Source organism: Suilimivivens aceti, from assembly GCF_025567405.1.
GTDB lineage: Bacteria > Bacillota > Clostridia > Lachnospirales > Lachnospiraceae > Suilimivivens > Suilimivivens aceti.
The window spans coordinates 193,252-209,172 of record NZ_JAOQKJ010000002.1 but is presented as its reverse complement, the minus strand read 5'-3'; the positions used below and the strand labels follow the sequence as shown (position 1 = coordinate 209,172).

Below are 15,921 nucleotides of genomic sequence, written 5' to 3'. Positions count from 1 at the left end.
CAAGAGCATGGTTTTAGGACGTACTGTTGAACTGAATTATCTGAATACTTATTTTGATAAGGCGGGAAGCCAGCTGATGATTGCCTATGGAGAGCGTGGAGCAGATAAGCTTGCTCTCCTTATGGAGTTTGCAGACGGAAAGCCTTTTCATTATTACCGGGCCAGACCGGCATCCTTAAAAGAACAGCTGATCCAATGGAACAGGGAGCTTTGGGAGCAGTCCGGTATTTCAAAAGATAGCATTTCTTTTTTTGGATTATTGAATTCCCTTTCAGAAAAACAAAAGAAAAAAATAGTGGTGATCATAGACGAATTTCAGCTTATGATCCGTGAGAATGGTTCTTTTATGGAAGAGCTTATTCGTTATCTGCATAAAAAAGAACAGGAAGAGGGAGTCATGGTTATTTTGTGCAGTTCCCAGGTTAGCTTTGTAGAAAACAGCCTGATTTCCAAAATTGGAGCTGCAGCCTATGAGATTACAGGCTTTCTAAAGATCAAGGAGCTGCCTTTTTCCTGTATAGGAGAATATTTTCCTGCGTTTTCCAGACAGGAATGCATAGAAGCTTATTCGGTTCTTGGCGGTATGCCCGGTCTATGGAAATATTTTGATGATAAACTGTCTGTCAGGGAAAATATATGCAGAACGATTCTGAATCCGGAAAGTGGTCTGTATACAGAAGGAAGAAGAGAAATGGAAGAACAGCTCCGGGAGACAGGAGTTTATGATACCATTTTGTCGGCTCTTTCATCCGGACAAAAGAAGCTGAATGATCTCTATCGGCATACCGGGTTTTCAAGGGCCAAGATCAGCGTTTATCTGAAGAATCTCATGGAACTGGAAATTGCAGAAAAAGTGTTTTCCTATGATACAGAAGGAAAAGCGGCGGCACAGAAAGGGATCTACCGGATTTCCAATCATTTTCTGCATTTTTATTATAAGTTTATATATCAGAATGCAAGCGGCCTGCAGAGACTTCCGGCAGATATGTTTTATGAGAGATATATTGCACCAGGGCTGAGAACTTACATTGCAGATTATTTCAAAAAGATCTGTATGCAGAGTCTGCAGATGTGGTCAGAAAATGGGAAACTCCCTTTCAGGGCAGAAGAATTTGGAGAATGGGTCGGCAAGTTTGGGAATATTGATCTGATCGCAAAGGGCGAAGGAAAGACACTGATCGGACTGTGCAATTATGAAAATGAGGTTTTCAGATATGATGATTATGAATGGCTGCTGTTCTGTGCAAAGAAGGCACAGCTCTCAGTCGATTACGTATATCTGTTTTCAGTGACAGATTTTGAGGATGCATTGAACAGAGAATCAAAACAGAAGGAATATTTGCGTTTACTGACGCTGGATGAAATATAATGGGGAAAAATTTGTTTATTGCGGAGAAGCCCAGTGTGGCAAGGGAATTCGCAAGAGTGCTGCAATTAAATACCAGTAACCGGGATGGCTATATGGAATCTGACCAGGCAATCGTTACCTGGTGTGTTGGACATCTGGTTACCATGAGTTATCCGGAAGTATATGATGAAAAATATAAAAGGTGGTCTTTTGATACGATTCCTTTTATCCCGGATCGGTTTAAATATGAGGTCATAGATAGTGTAAAGAAGCAGTTTCAGATCGTAAGCGGACTTCTGAACCGGGCAGATGTCGATACTATTTATGTCTGCACGGACTCCGGACGTGAGGGAGAATACATATACAGACTTGTGGAACAGGAAGCCCATGTGACGGGGAAAATACGGAAGCGTGTGTGGATCGATTCCCAGACAGAGGAAGAGATAAAGCGTGGCATCCGGGAAGCCAGGGATCTGTCAGCTTATGATGCACTCGGAGCGGCAGCTTATCTGCGTGCCAAGGAAGATTACCTTATGGGTATCAACTTTTCCAGGGCACTGACACTGAAATATGGAAACGGGATCAAAGGATTCCTGAAAGCTGACCGGGCAGTGGTTTCCGTAGGACGTGTTATGACCTGTGTCCTTGGAATGGTAGTGAAGAGAGAACGTGAGATCCGGGATTTTGTGAAAACACCATTTTACCGTGTGGTGATGGATATGGAAATCCAGGGAAGAAGCCTCGTCTGTGACTGGAAGGCAACGGAAAAGAGCCGTTATTTTAATTCGCCTCTCCTTTATAAAGAAAATGGTTTCAAGGAAGAGAAGGATGCCAGGGAGCTGATCTGCTTCCTGACAGAAGAGCCGACAGAAGATATGACAGTGGATGCGGTAGAAAAGAAAAAAGAAACCAAGAATCCACCGCTTCTTTATAACCTCGCGGAACTGCAGAATGACTGCTCCAAGTTTTTCAAGATCAGTCCGGATGAAGCACTGCGGATCGCCCAGGAGCTTTATGAAAAGAAGATGACGACCTATCCGAGAACGGACGCCAGAGTGCTTTCCAGTGCGGTAGCTAAGGAAATCCATAAAAATATCCGTGGGATCCAGAATTATGAGGTCTGCAGCCAGCTTGCTGCGGAAGTCCTTTCTTCAAACAAAATTGCAGGGATTGCAAAGAGCCGTTATGTGAATGACAAGCAGATCACCGATCACTATGCCATTATCCCTACCGGTCAGGGACTTTCCGCACTCCGTTCCCTGAATCCTACAGCGCAGAAGGTATATGAGATCATAGTAAGGCGTTTCTTAAGCATTTTTTATCCGCCGGCCATTTACCGGAAGGTATCCCTGACACTGAACCTGAAGGGAGAACAGTTCTTTGCCAGCTTCAAGGTGCTGGAAGAGGAAGGCTATCTGAAAGCTGCCAGAGCTTCTTTTTTTAATGCAAAGAAGAAGCAGGCTGAGAATGAGGAAGAGGATAAACAGGAAAACGGCGAACAGGAGAATGAGGATTTTGATATCGGATTCCTGAAAGCACTTCATGACCTGAAAAAGGGAGATCATCTGCCGGCGGGAACACTGGAAGTCAAGGAAGGGGAAACCTCTCCTCCCAAGCGCTATAATTCAGGAAGCATGATCCTGACCATGGAAAATGCAGGCCAGTTTATCGAGGATGAAGAGCTGCGTTCCCAGATCAAGGGAAGCGGGATCGGAACCTCTGCCACAAGAGCCGAGATCCTGAAAAAGCTGTTTAATATTAATTATCTGTCCCTGAACAAGAAGACTCAGATCATCACCCCAACCCTGATGGGAGAAATGATCTACGAGGTGGTTGGCAACTCCATAAGACCGCTCCTTGACCCGGCTCTTACCGCAAGCTGGGAAAAAGGTTTGACTATGGTGGCAGAAGGTACTATAACAGAAGAAGAGTACATGAAAAAGCTTGATGATTTTGTCCGCAGAAGGACAAATGTGGTGAAACAGCTGAATAACCAGTCATCCCTGACAAGACGGTATCAGGAGGTGGCCAGAAATTATTCATCAAAGGGAAGTGCACAGAAAGGAAAATAAATGGAAGAATTTAAAATCAGTAATCTTTATGACCTGAATGAAACAATCGCAGCAGAGCTGCTTCAGACAGCAGAGTATCCATGGGAGCTTCTGCCGAAGATCAGTGCGTTTATCCTGGAGCTTGGAGCAAAGCTTCCAAAGGATACCTATACAGAGATCAAAGAGCATGTATGGGTGGCAGACAGTGCTACCATCGCACCTACAGCGTGTATTAACGGACCTGCTATTATTGATGAGGATGCAGAAGTAAGACATTGTGCCTTTATCAGAGGAAATGCCATTGTGGGAAAGGGTGCTGTAGTGGGTAATTCCACAGAGCTTAAAAATGTCATCCTGTTTAACAAGGTACAGGTACCGCATTATAACTATGTAGGGGACAGTATCCTTGGATTTAAGGCGCATATGGGAGCCGGCTCCATTACCTCCAATGTCAAGAGTGACAAGACACTGGTTGTTGTGAAAAACCAGGAGGAAAGAGTGGAGACAGGGCTGAAGAAATTTGGCGCCATGCTGGGGGATCATGTAGAGGTTGGCTGCAACAGTGTACTGAATCCCGGTACTGTGATCGGAAGAGAGAGCAACATATATCCGACCTCCATGGTAAGGGGCTGCGTTCCTGCACACAGCATTTTCAAAAAGACCGGAGAAATTGTTGCCAGGAGATAAAAAATTATCAAAAGTACTGGATTTTTTACCAGACTTATGAGAAAATATGTGTTGTGATTATGACAAAATATTCACAAATAGTGGGTGTTTTGTTAGAAAAATACATCTATATGTTGAAAGGAGTTTTCACATGATTTATTCAAAAGAAGTTGAAGAAATGTGTACAGTAGCACAGGGCGTTCATCATGGCTGTGCGCCAATTCCCGAAGAAGCAAAATGGGTACAGGCTAAAAAAGTGGAAGACATTTCCGGTTTGACACATGGTGTAGGCTGGTGTGCACCTCAGCAGGGTGCCTGCAAGCTGACACTGAACGTTAAGGAAGGCATTATCCAGGAAGCACTGGTTGAGACGATCGGATGCTCAGGTATGACACACTCCGCAGCTATGGCTGCAGAAATCCTTCCCGGATTAACCGTTATGGAAGCTTTAAACACTGACCTCGTATGCGATGCGATCAACACCGCTATGAGAGAATTATTCTTACAGATCGTTTACGGTCGTTCCCAGAGTGCATTCTCTGAAGAAGGACTTCCGATCGGAGCTGGTCTTGAAGACCTTGGTAAGGGACTGAGAAGCCAGGTTGGTACTATGTATGGCACTCTGAAGAAAGGTCCCCGTTATCTGGAAATGGCAGAAGGTTATGTAACCGGAATCGCCCTTGATGCAGATAATGAGATCATTGGTTACAAGTTCGTTAATCTTGGTAAGATGACGGACTTCATCAAGAAGGGTGACGATCCGACTACCGCTTATGAGAAATCCTGCGGACAGTACGGACGTGTTGATGACGCTGTTAAGATTATCGATCCCAGAAAAGAATAATTCATAGGAGGAATGAGAAAATGGCTTTATTTGAATCATATGAAAGAAGAATTGATAAAATCACTTCTGTATTAAACTCTTACGGCATTTCTTCTATTGAAGAGGCTGAGAAGATCACAAAGGACGCTGGACTTAACGTATATGACCAGGTTAAGAAGATCCAGCCTATCTGCTTTGAGAACGCATGCTGGGCATACACAGTAGGTGCAGCAATCGCAATCAAGAAGAACTGCAGAAAGGCTTCTGAAGCTGCAGCAGCAATCGGTGAAGGACTTCAGGCTTTTTGTATTCCCGGATCTGTAGCTGATACCCGTAAGGTTGGTCTTGGACATGGTAACCTTGGTAAGATGCTTCTGGAAGAGGATACTGACTGCTTCGCTTTCCTTGCAGGACATGAGTCATTCGCAGCAGCAGAAGGTGCGATCGGTATCGCTGAGAAGGCAAACAAGGTTCGTCAGAAACCTCTTCGTGTTATCCTGAACGGTCTTGGAAAGGATGCTGCAAAGATCATTTCCAGAATCAATGGATTCACATTTGTAGAAACAGAATATGATCCTTACACAAACACTGTTAAGGAAGTATATCGTAAGGCATACTCCGAGGGACTTCGTGCAAAGGTTAACTGCTATGGTGCAAACTCCGTTCCGGAAGGTGTTGCTATCATGTGGAAGGAGAACGTAGACGTATCCATTACTGGTAACTCTACCAACCCTACAAGATTCCAGCATCCTGTTGCAGGTACTTACAAGAAGGAAAGAATTGAAGCAGGAAAGAAGTACTTCTCTGTAGCATCCGGTGGTGGTACAGGACGTACACTTCATCCTGATAACATGGCTGCAGGTCCTGCATCCTATGGCTTCACAGATACATTAGGACGTATGCATTCCGATGCACAGTTCGCAGGTTCTTCATCCGTTCCGGCACACGTTGAAATGATGGGTCTGATTGGTATGGGCAACAACCCGATGGTTGGTGCAACCGTAGCTGTAGCTGTTGCGATTGAGGAAGCAGCCGACGCTGGCAAGTTCTAATAAGACAGTACTTTTTGAAAGGGTTTTGAGAATGCCTCAAAGCCCTTTCTTATAGAAAAACTTACAGAAACATTTCTTAGGAGGAAAGAGATATGAAAGAGAGCAAATGGAAACAGTTCCTTGGTGTTTGGAATACCAAGACAATTGTAGGTGTGGCAATCGGAGCAGCGCTGTTTGGTGTACTGATGGTATTTGGAGGAATCAAGATCTTTTCTAATACTTCCCTGACATCTGCTATGGTAGTTGTAGTTGTTGTAGCTGCTCTGTTCGGACCTGTTCCGGCAGCACTGACAGCAGGTATCGGTAACGTGATCGCCGATCTGATCGGTGGCTGGGGCTTCTGGTTTGACTGGTCATTTGGAAACCTTGTTCTTGGTCTGTTTGTGGGACTACTCCCCTTATATGGTGCCAAGATTTCAGAAGGAATCTTTACAGTAAAGCATGCTATTATTTATGTAATCACCTGTATTGTAGGTAATATTGTTGCATTCGGTCTGGTAACACCACTTCTGACAAGCCTTTTCTATTCCCAGGAGCTGGCCATCACATGGCTGCAGGCAGCATCTGCTATCGTATCAAATGGTGTCGTACTGATCGTGATCGGTATTCCTTTCCTGTTCCTTCTTGCAAAAAGAAATGCAAGCAAGACAAACCTGAAGAAAGAAGACTAATGCTGGCAGCTTATGTCAGAGCTTTTACTGAAGAAGGCGGGATATCAGAGATCCTGTAAGAATCTGGTATCCTGCTTTCCTTAGGTTATACAGTACAAACAAAATTTTTGAATGAGAGAGAAAAATGGCACTTCCGATTATTGAATTTCATGATTTCGGCTTTCGTTATCAGTCACAGACAGAACAGACCCTGCATGATGTGAATCTGACTATTTATCAGGGAGAGAAGGTGTTGATCCTTGGACCAAGCGGAAGCGGAAAGTCTACCCTTGCCAACTGCATTAACGGACTGATTCCCTTTTCTTATGAAGGGGAGATCTCAGGATCCTGTAAGGTAGCTGGCATAGAGACGAAAGAATCCAGTATATTCCAGCTAAGCAAGCATGTAGGTACGGTCCAGCAGGATTCCGATGCACAGTTTGTAGGTCTTTCTGTAGGAGAGGATATTGCTTTTTCCCTGGAGAATGATGAGGTTCCAAGGAAAGATATGCTTCCCATGGTACTGGAAGCGGCGAAAACTGTCGGCATGGAGGATTATCTGATGGAGCCCCCGTTTAATCTTTCGGGTGGTCAGAAGCAGAAGGTGGCACTTGCAGGTATCCTGCATGACCATGCAGAGATCCTTCTGTTTGATGAACCGCTTGCGGCACTGGATCCTGCCATGGGTATGACAACGGTAGATCTGATTGACCAGATCCATAAAAAGGAAAATGCAACTGTCATTATTATTGAGCACAGGCTGGAGGATGTTCTTTACCGTCATATTGACAGGATCATTCTGGTAAATGAAGGAACAATACAGATGGATACCACTCCGGATGAGCTGCTTTGCAGTGATGTGCTTAAAAAGAATGGTATCCGGGAACCCCTGTATATAGCAGCACTGAAGCATGCGGGGATTCGGTTTGGAAAAGATGAGCATCTGGATAATATCAACGAACTTGCCATAGACAGATATAAAGAAAAGATACAGCAGGAGATGAAGACGGCAAGACCCTATGTTCCGGCAGAAAAGGGAGAAGAGCTTCTGAAGGCAGAGCATGTTGATTTTGCATATGAGGAAAGACAAGTGCTTTCTGATGTTTCCTTTACGGTATGCAGAGGAGAGAAGATTGCCATTATCGGAAAGAACGGTGCTGGAAAGTCTACGATGGCAAAGCTTTTATGTGGGATCATCCGGCCTGTATCTGGCAGCATCATGGTCCAGGGAGTGAATTATCTGCCGCTTACTATTAAGGAAATCGGCAGAAAGATCGGATACGTCATGCAGAATCCAAACCAGATGCTGGTAAAGGATATGATCCGGGATGAGGTAGAACTGGCTCTTATACTCAATGATTTTTCCAGGGAAGAGATCGACAGGAGGGTGGAAAAGACACTCAAAATGTGTGACCTGTACAGCATGCGCAACTGGCCTGTGAGTGTACTCAGCTACGGACAGAGAAAACGTGTGACGATTGCTTCCATTCTGGCACTGGAGCCGGAAGTCATCATTTTGGATGAGCCTACTGCAGGCCAGGATTATCAGAGATATTCCGAGATTATGGGATTTCTGGAAACACTGAACAGAAAGTATCATATTACGATCCTGTTTATTACCCATGATATGCACCTTGCTATCGAGTATACGGACAGAGCCATTGTTTTTGCAGATGGAAAATGTATTGCTGATGCACCTGTATTTACAGTACTTTCCAATGAAGGTTTAATTGAGCAGGCCAATTTAAAGCAGACGTCACTGGTACTTCTTGCAAAACAGGCAGGGATTGATCCAGAAAGCTATATCAGACATTTTATCGAAATTGAAAGAGAGGAGAGGGCACATGGGACTGACAAAACGACTGTTCATTAAAATTATTCCCGGAAAGACTTTCCTTGATAAATTGAGCGGAACTACAAAGGTCAGATTTTTTCTGCTTCTGATATTACTTCTGATCGTAAGCTGGGATCTTAGGGTGCTTCTTGCAGTATCGGTACTGGGTGTTATCGGAATGATATCCGTGAAGCCAAACTGGCCACTGATACGGGGACTTACGATATTCATGCTGCTTACGAACCTGTTTAACCTGTTCCTGATCTGGCTGACCAATCCAAATTACGGAGCGGATCTGACAGGTGGCTGTACGGTTCTTCTGGTACTGTCAAAGCATTACTTTATTTCATCGGAAACGTTGTTTGCCCTGTTTGTACGTTTTATGAAGTTTATGTCCACCTTCCTGATCTCACTGTGCTTTATCCAGTGTATTACACCAAGTGAGATGGCAGCCGGACTGTATTCCATCAAGGTGCCCTATAAGGTATGTACCGTAGTGTCACTGGCTTTCCGGTATATTCCGGATATTGCCAGGGATTTTGAAAATATCAAGATCTCCATGCAGGCAAGAGGAATGGAGCTTGACAGTAAAAAAGTCGGCTTTTTCGCCAGATTGAAACAGAATATACTGATTCTGATGCCTCTTATTATTTCTTCTTTTGACAGAATCGGAAATATTGCCAATGCCATGGATCTGAGAGGATTTGGAAAAGGAAAAAAGAGAACCTATTATTCAGAGCATGAGGAAACAAAACAGGATAAAATTATGAAGGTCTGCTATCTTCTGACAGCAGCCGGAATACTTGCAATTATAATTGGCAGAATTGTGGCACCACCCGAATATAAGATGTGGAAGCCATGGTAAAAGAAAGGAAAATAAAATGAAACCTTGTATTGTTTGGCAGACAGATTTTGGACTTTCCTGGGGAGCAGTTGCTTCCATGGTAGGCGTATGCAAGCAGGTCGATCCGGAACTGGAATGCATTGATATCACACATGAGATTGAAGCTTATAATATTCTGGCAGCGTCCAGGGAGATTATCTATGTGGAGCCTTTCTGGCCGAAGGGAACCGTATTTGTATCAGTAGTGGATCCCGGTGTTGGAACTGACAGACGTGCCTGTGTGGCAAAGCTCCATGATGGAAATTATATTGTTACACCGGATAACGGTACCCTGACTCACCTTTATTATGAAGTTGGTATTGATGAAGTCCGTGAGATCGATGAAACTGTAAACCGTTATCATGGAACAGAAGCAGTCAGCGTATTCCATGGAAGAGATCTGTTTGCGTATACGGCGGCAAAGCTGGCTTCCGGGAAGATCAGCTTTGAAGGTGTCGGACCAGCTTATCCGGTAGAAGAGATTGTACGCTTTGACAGAGATGTGATCGAGGCACAGGTAGATGGCAGCGATATCAAAGCAATCGTGGGGAGTGTCAGTGATCCCTTTGGAAGCATTGCCTTTAATATTAAGAGCTCAGATTTCGCAAAAGCAGGCTATGCCCAGGGAGATATGGTGCATGTCATCCTGAAGAAGGATGGAGAAACTTACTTTGAGCAGGATGTTCTGTATGAAAAATCTTTTGGCTTTGTAGAAAAAGGAGCGCCGATCCTGTTCAATTCTTCTACCAATTATATTGAGCTTGGACTGAATATGGGCTCATTCCGCGATACTTATCAGGTAAAGGAAGGCAGAAGCTATACAGCGGAACTTTCCAGAGCATAAGGAGAGGGCTTATGGAGAATAAACGATTTGCGCTGCTGATCGATGCAGATAACATTTCAGCAAAATATATCAGTGTGATCCTGGAGGAGCTTTCTACCTATGGGATTACAACCTATAAAAGGATTTACGGGGATTGGACAAGTACGCAGGCTTCCAAATGGAAGAACCAGCTTCTGGAAAATTCCGTGATCCCGGTACAGCAGTTCAGCAATACGGTAGGAAAAAATGCAACCGATTCCACGCTGATCATTGATGCCATGGACATTCTCTATACAGGAAATGTAGAGGGCTTCTGTATTGTGTCAAGTGACAGTGATTTTACCAGGCTGGCAAGCAGGCTCAGAGAATCCGGCATGGAAGTTATTGGCATGGGAGAAGAGAAGACCCCCAGATCCTTCCGTGTGGCCTGTACAAGGTTTGTGAACCTTGAAAATCTTGGAAATCAGGAAGACAGTGAAGAGAAAAAACAGCAGGATAATACTGTCAGCCGTGAAGTGATCTACAATGCGATCACCAATATTATTACTGAGAATGAAAATAAAGGAAAGAATGTGGAACTGGCATCAGTGGGAAACCGTCTGGTCAATATGTACCCGGATTTCGATGTCAGAAATTACGGTTACAGTCTGCTTTCCAGATTTTTGCAGGAATCCGGTCTGTTTCTGCTTGATAAAAGGGATAATGTGATTACGATTTCGCTGAAGGAAAATGAACAGTCCAAAGAGGAGATCAGAACCTATGTGATGGAGATCATCCATAAGGCGGGAAGTAAAGGGATTGGGATCAATGAACTCAGTAACCGTGTCCATGGCAGATACAGCCACTTTAATGTAAAGGACTTCGGCTACAGCCAGTTTTCCAAGTTTGTACAGGGAATGGAAGGCGTGCAGGTCTATGCAGACAAAAATGACAGGAAACGTGTCAAGGCATTATAAGTATATTAACGCTTCCGGTCATGGCTGCGGTTCTGACATTTCACTTTCATAAAGGAGAGGATATCCTGCTGGTCTCTTGCATCAAGCTGTTGGTAATAGTACAGGATCATCCGTTCCTTACGGTCAAGGGGTTTGAATTTCCTGATATTTTCCGGTGCATTGATATAATCAAGAAATCCTGAAAGATCTTCGGAAACAGCACTGTCGGAAACCGGAGGCTGTGTGGCAAAATCCATACTGATATTGTAGGTGACAGCCAGCTCCAGAAATTCTTCGGCCGGAACACCATAAAGCCTTGCAAGGTTATAAAGCGAATTGACCGGAGGGGAAATACGGCCGGTTTCATAATGAGAATAAGTCTGCCGTGTAATGTTAAGATGTGAGGCAACAAATTCCTGAGAATAACCACAGGACTTGCGAAGTTCTTTTAAATACTGGTTGAGGGGCCGCTTGTCTTTCTTCATACAAATTTCTCCTTCTGATTTTGTATATTATACCATTTTTTGAGAAAATAGACTATAGAAAGAATAGACAATTTACAAAAGATAGCTTACAATAAAAACAGATAATAAGCCTGTGATACAGGTATAGGAAAGAGGATATTATGAGCGAAAATAATGATCTGATCACATGCTCCCATTGTGGAAGCCAGAATCCGTCCACCTTCCGTTTCTGCAGTAACTGTGGAGAGAGACTGGATGAGAAGAAAGAAGAAGCACCCGTTCAGGAAACATCTTTTTCTGAAGATGCTGTACAGACACCGGTACAGGATCCTTCTGCAGCATGGGGAGCTGAAACAGAGCAGCCTTCTGCAGAAACATCCACATTTGCGAAGGCAGAAGGTGAAGTGGTAAGCGGCGGTGCATTTTCATCCCAGGATACAACAGGTACATATAAACCGCAGGAAGAGATTCATATCAATTATGAACGTGCAGCTGGTGATCCGGTACCTGCACAGACGGCAGTCAAAGAAGGAAACGGTAATATCGGTTTTGCCATTGCTTCCCTGATCTGTGGAATCCTTTCTATTCTGTGCTGTTGTTTTGTATGGCTTGCATTAGTTCTTGGCATTGCAGGCATTGTTCTTGGTATCATTACCCTGACACAGAAATATGAGGGGAAGGGTATGGCAATTGCCGGTATCATCACCGGAGGTGTTGGTCTGTTGCTTTTCCTTATTGTTTTACTTATTGCCGGCTCTACTGATGCATTCACTACTCTGATAGATACTCTTAATGAATACTAAAAAATTCAGACTGGATACTTTATTGTTTAAAACAGAAGCCCTGCTTGCTGTGCCCTGCATAGCAGCAGGGTATTGGTTTGTCAGAAGGATTTATCCTGAACATGCAGACTTTTTTTCCTGTACATTTAAAAGGATCACCAGCCTGCCATGTCCGGGATGTGGTGGTACAAGAGCGCTGTATGCTTTTCTGACAGGACATTTTGCGGAAAGCTTTCTGTACCATCCGGCCATTCTGTATCTGGCATTTGCCGGCATCCATTTTACCGTTCGTTATATTTTCCGTAATTTTATAAAAAAAGAACAGCCATCAAAAGAAATAGCTGTTCCTGTATATGCCTATATACTGATCGGTGTGATCCTGGTACAGTGGATCTGCAAGCTGTTATTCGGTTTCTGTTAAAAGATCTTCTTCAGCGGAAGGATCTGTTTCACCGGAAGCAGCACCGGAATCTGGCTGGCTGCTGTCATCTTCAGAATCATCCTCATAGGTATAAATCTCTTCCGGAATGTCCCCGTGGAGAATGGAAACGATATACTGGAGTCTGACATTGGCTCTGTCGTAATATTGCTTGGCAACGTCTGCAAGAGAGGCATCATATTCTTCCCCTTCAAAAGCCTGATGATAATAGGAAACAGCCTGAGACATATTCTCACTGGCTTCTGCGGCAAGCTGATCTACACCGGGAAAACCATCAGGAACTGTGAGAGATGCCATCTGGGCAAAGGAAGTATCCATGGAGTCAAGCAGGGCAAGCAGATCGGAAACCGCTGTATCGGACTGGGGATCAATGCTGTTGATAGAATCATTGTAAACCTTTATGTTTTCAAAGAACTGGTTCATGTTTGCCTTATAATTTTCAAGTTCCTGGTTTTTCTTGCCACAGCCTGTGAAAAGCAGGGAAAATGAAAGGATCATGATGGAAAAAATGGTCAAAACAGAGTATTTTCTGTGGAACTTATGGTACAAGATAATGTCCTCCCTTTTAAACTTGATCTAAATGCATACATATAAAATAGCATAGATGATTAAATTATTCAATTGTAGTTTCTGAGTAATTATGCTAACATGATGAGGAAATATAAGCAGTACGACAGATGGAGATTTTTCATGAATAAAGCAGAATTTAACCGGCTTTCCAGAGAAAGAGTCCTGTATCTGGATGGTGCGACCGGATCTAATCTGATCAAGCGTGGCATGCCTGCAGGAGTATGCCCGGAGAAGTGGATCTTAGATCATAGAGAGATCATGATCGGTCTGCAACGGGAATACATAGAAGCCGGAAGTAATATTATTTATGCGCCTACCTTTACTGCAAACCGGATCAAATTGAAGGAGTATGGTCTTGAGAAGGAAACCAGGTCCATGAACAGGGAGCTGATCAGGCTTTCTCTGGAAGCAGCAGAGGGGAGGGCGCTTGTTGCTGCGGATATCACCATGACAGGAGAGCAGCTTGCTCCTATGGGAACCATGGATTTTGAAACCCTGATTTCGGTTTATAAGGAACAGATCACAGCTGTTGCGCAGGCGGGAGCTGATCTGATCGTTGTGGAAACTATGATGAGCCTTCAGGAATCGAGAGCCGCATTAATTGCCGCAGGTGAGGTCTGTGATCTTCCGGTTATGGTTACTATGACGTTTGAGAGTGATGGTAAGACACTGTATGGCACCGATGCTACTACAGCGGCAGTCGTTCTTGAAAGTCTTGGTGCCTGCGCGATCGGCGCCAACTGTTCCACGGGACCGGATAAGATGATGCCGATCATCAGTGAGATCGCAGAAGCGGTATCCATTCCGGTCATAGCCAAGCCAAATGCCGGCCTTCCTGCTCTAAACGAGCATGGAGAGACTGTCTATAGTATGGGGGAAGAGGACTTTGTTGCAGGCATGCAGGAGCTGATAGAAGCCGGCGCGTCTATTCTGGGAGGCTGTTGTGGAACTTCACCCTCTTATATAAGAGCACTTTCAGATTCCTGTCATGGAAAGGAGCAGATGGTCAGGAAAGAGCAGCTGCAGAAGACAGATCACAGATTGCCGCGGCGTTTCCTGACATCCGAAAGAAAGACCCTTGCTTTTAATCTGGATTCACCGTTTATGATCGTGGGTGAAAGGATCAATCCTACTGGGAAGAAAAAGCTTCAGGAAGAGCTGCGCAGCGGAAGCCTGTCCATGGTACTTGACTTTGCGGAGGAGCAGGAAGCAAGGGGAGCATCTTTACTGGATATTAACGTAGGCATGAGCGGTATTGATGAAAAGGATATGATGCTTAAGATCCTGGATGAGGTCACGCTTGCATCCTCCCTGCCACTTTCACTGGATTCCAGCCATGTTGATGTACTGGAGGCAGCCCTCCGGAAATATCCTGGAAGAGCTCTGGTCAATTCCGTATCGGCTGAACGGGTCAAGCTGGAAAGGCTTTTGCCAATTGTCAGGAAGTATGGGGCTATGTTCATATTACTTCCTTTGTCGGATGAAGGACTTCCTGCAAATCTTGATGAAAAAATTGCACTCATTGAAATGATCGTTCAGAAAGCTTCTGAACTGGGCATGAGAAAAGAAGATATTGTGGTAGACGGTCTTGTGGCTACAATAGGTGCTAATAAAAATGCAGGACGGGAAGTACTGGAAACAATCCGTTATTGTAAGGAAAATGGGCTTGCCACGATCTGTGGTCTTTCCAATATTTCCTTTGGCTTGCCGGAGAGAAGCTTTGTAAATACGGCATTTTTGACTATGGCGATCAAGGAAGGACTTACGATGGCAATCGCCAACCCTTCCCAGGAGATGCTGGTCAATGCGGCTTTTGCTTCTGATCTTCTTATGAACAAGGAAGAAAGCGATATCCGTTATATTGAACGTATGGCTGATTACCAGGCAAGAAACCCGAAGGTGGATCCGACACTTCTCAGGGCTGCTGTCAGTAAAACAGACCAGCCGGCCAGGAAGGAAGAAAAAGAACAGACCGGTATTTTATATCAGGATGTATTAAAGGGAAACCGGAAGATGATCCTTTCCCATACCAAAGAAGAAATAGAGGCAGGTAAAGAGCCGTCTGTTCTTTTAAATGAAATGCTGCTGCCGGCAATCGATGAAGTGGGAAAGCTGTTTGATCAGGGAAAATATTTCCTTCCCCAGCTTATAGCCAGTGCAGAGGCCATGAAGCTGTCCATTGAATATTTGGAGCCCCTTCTTGCAGGAACGAGGGCAGAAGGAGATATGCCAACGGTTGTTATTGCTACGGTGCAGGGAGACATTCATGATATTGGCAAGAATCTGGTAGGACTTATGTTAAAAAACCATGGCTTTCATGTGATCGATCTTGGAAAGGATGTTTCAAAAGAAGCGATCGCTGAAGCGGCACTGACCAATCATGCGGCAATCATCGGATTATCAGCACTGATGACGACAACCATGCAGGAAATGAAACATGTGGTTGATTATGTCCATGAGAAAGGGATTCCGGTCAGGATTATGATCGGCGGGGCTGTCATCACACCGGAATATGCAAAAGAGATCGGAGCAGATGCTTATTCCAAGGATGCGGCAGAAGCGGTTGTTGTGGCAAAAAGGCTTTTGGGAATACAGGACTAG

15 protein-coding genes are annotated in these 15,921 nt (G+C 44.4%); 13 read left to right on the top strand and 2 right to left on the bottom strand.

Features of this window, described 5'->3' with window-relative positions:
• Positions 1–7: 7 nt before the first annotated feature.
• The 10 genes from OCV77_RS02785 (at position 8) to OCV77_RS02740 (ending at position 11,086) form a co-directional block, all read left to right on the top strand.
• A complete protein-coding gene (locus tag OCV77_RS02785) occupies positions 8–1,369 on the top strand; it encodes an ATP-binding protein (RefSeq protein WP_262573162.1) in 1,362 nt (453 codons plus the stop codon).
• Entirely contained in the window at positions 1,369–3,420 is a 2,052-nt protein-coding gene (locus OCV77_RS02780) for a DNA topoisomerase (protein WP_262573159.1), read from the top strand. The genes OCV77_RS02785 and OCV77_RS02780 overlap by 1 nt, the downstream gene beginning before the upstream one ends.
• Complete coding sequence (locus OCV77_RS02775; protein WP_262573156.1) at positions 3,421–4,086, top strand: acyltransferase; 666 nt, start codon at positions 3,421–3,423, stop codon at positions 4,084–4,086.
• 130 nt (positions 4,087–4,216) lie between these two features.
• A complete protein-coding gene (locus tag OCV77_RS02770) occupies positions 4,217–4,909 on the top strand; it encodes an iron-sulfur cluster assembly scaffold protein (protein WP_118796927.1) in 693 nt (230 codons plus the stop codon).
• Positions 4,910–4,929: 20 nt separating this feature from the next.
• On the top strand, positions 4,930–5,940 hold the full coding sequence (locus tag OCV77_RS02765) for a GGGtGRT protein (RefSeq protein WP_262573153.1): 1,011 nt from the start codon (positions 4,930–4,932) through the stop codon (positions 5,938–5,940).
• A 92-nt stretch (positions 5,941–6,032) separates the two neighbouring features.
• Positions 6,033–6,611: an ECF-type riboflavin transporter substrate-binding protein gene (locus OCV77_RS02760; RefSeq protein WP_118796929.1), complete on the top strand. Its 579-nt coding sequence runs from the start codon at positions 6,033–6,035 to the stop codon at positions 6,609–6,611.
• 124 nt (positions 6,612–6,735) lie between these two features.
• On the top strand, positions 6,736–8,463 hold the full coding sequence (locus OCV77_RS02755; protein ID WP_262573151.1) for an ABC transporter ATP-binding protein: 1,728 nt from the start codon (positions 6,736–6,738) through the stop codon (positions 8,461–8,463).
• Complete coding sequence (locus OCV77_RS02750; protein ID WP_118796931.1) at positions 8,435–9,289, top strand: energy-coupling factor transporter transmembrane component T family protein; 855 nt, start codon at positions 8,435–8,437, stop codon at positions 9,287–9,289. The genes OCV77_RS02755 and OCV77_RS02750 overlap by 29 nt, the downstream gene beginning before the upstream one ends.
• Before the next feature lie 16 nt (positions 9,290–9,305).
• The gene (locus OCV77_RS02745) at positions 9,306–10,151 is read left to right on the top strand and encodes an SAM hydrolase/SAM-dependent halogenase family protein (RefSeq protein WP_262573147.1); all 846 of its coding nucleotides are present in this window, start codon (positions 9,306–9,308) and stop codon (positions 10,149–10,151) included.
• 11 nt (positions 10,152–10,162) lie between these two features.
• Positions 10,163–11,086, top strand: coding sequence for an NYN domain-containing protein (locus OCV77_RS02740; protein ID WP_118796933.1), 924 nt, complete (start codon positions 10,163–10,165; stop codon positions 11,084–11,086).
• A gap of 5 nt (positions 11,087–11,091) precedes the next feature.
• Here OCV77_RS02740 and OCV77_RS02735 read toward each other — a convergent pair whose 3' ends face one another.
• Complete coding sequence (locus OCV77_RS02735) at positions 11,092–11,550, bottom strand: helix-turn-helix domain-containing protein (RefSeq protein ID WP_262573144.1); 459 nt, start codon at positions 11,548–11,550, stop codon at positions 11,092–11,094.
• Between the two features lie 140 nt (positions 11,551–11,690).
• Here OCV77_RS02735 and OCV77_RS02730 point away from each other — a divergent pair, with 140 nt between their 5' ends.
• The gene (locus tag OCV77_RS02730) at positions 11,691–12,332 is read left to right on the top strand and encodes a DUF4190 domain-containing protein (protein ID WP_262573141.1); all 642 of its coding nucleotides are present in this window, start codon (positions 11,691–11,693) and stop codon (positions 12,330–12,332) included.
• Positions 12,322–12,732: a DUF2752 domain-containing protein gene (locus OCV77_RS02725; RefSeq protein WP_118796935.1), complete on the top strand. Its 411-nt coding sequence runs from the start codon at positions 12,322–12,324 to the stop codon at positions 12,730–12,732. Before OCV77_RS02730 ends, OCV77_RS02725 begins: the two co-directional genes overlap by 11 nt.
• On the opposite strand, the gene OCV77_RS02720 is transcribed toward OCV77_RS02725, so the two are convergent.
• Positions 12,715–13,299, bottom strand: a complete 585-nt coding sequence (locus OCV77_RS02720) for a hypothetical protein (RefSeq protein WP_118796936.1) — start codon at positions 13,297–13,299, stop codon at positions 12,715–12,717. The two genes, OCV77_RS02725 and OCV77_RS02720, sit on opposite strands and share 18 nt — an antisense overlap.
• Before the next feature lie 141 nt (positions 13,300–13,440).
• Between OCV77_RS02720 and OCV77_RS02715 the strand changes: the two genes are divergently transcribed.
• Entirely contained in the window at positions 13,441–15,921 is a 2,481-nt protein-coding gene (locus OCV77_RS02715; protein WP_262573140.1) for a homocysteine S-methyltransferase family protein, read from the top strand.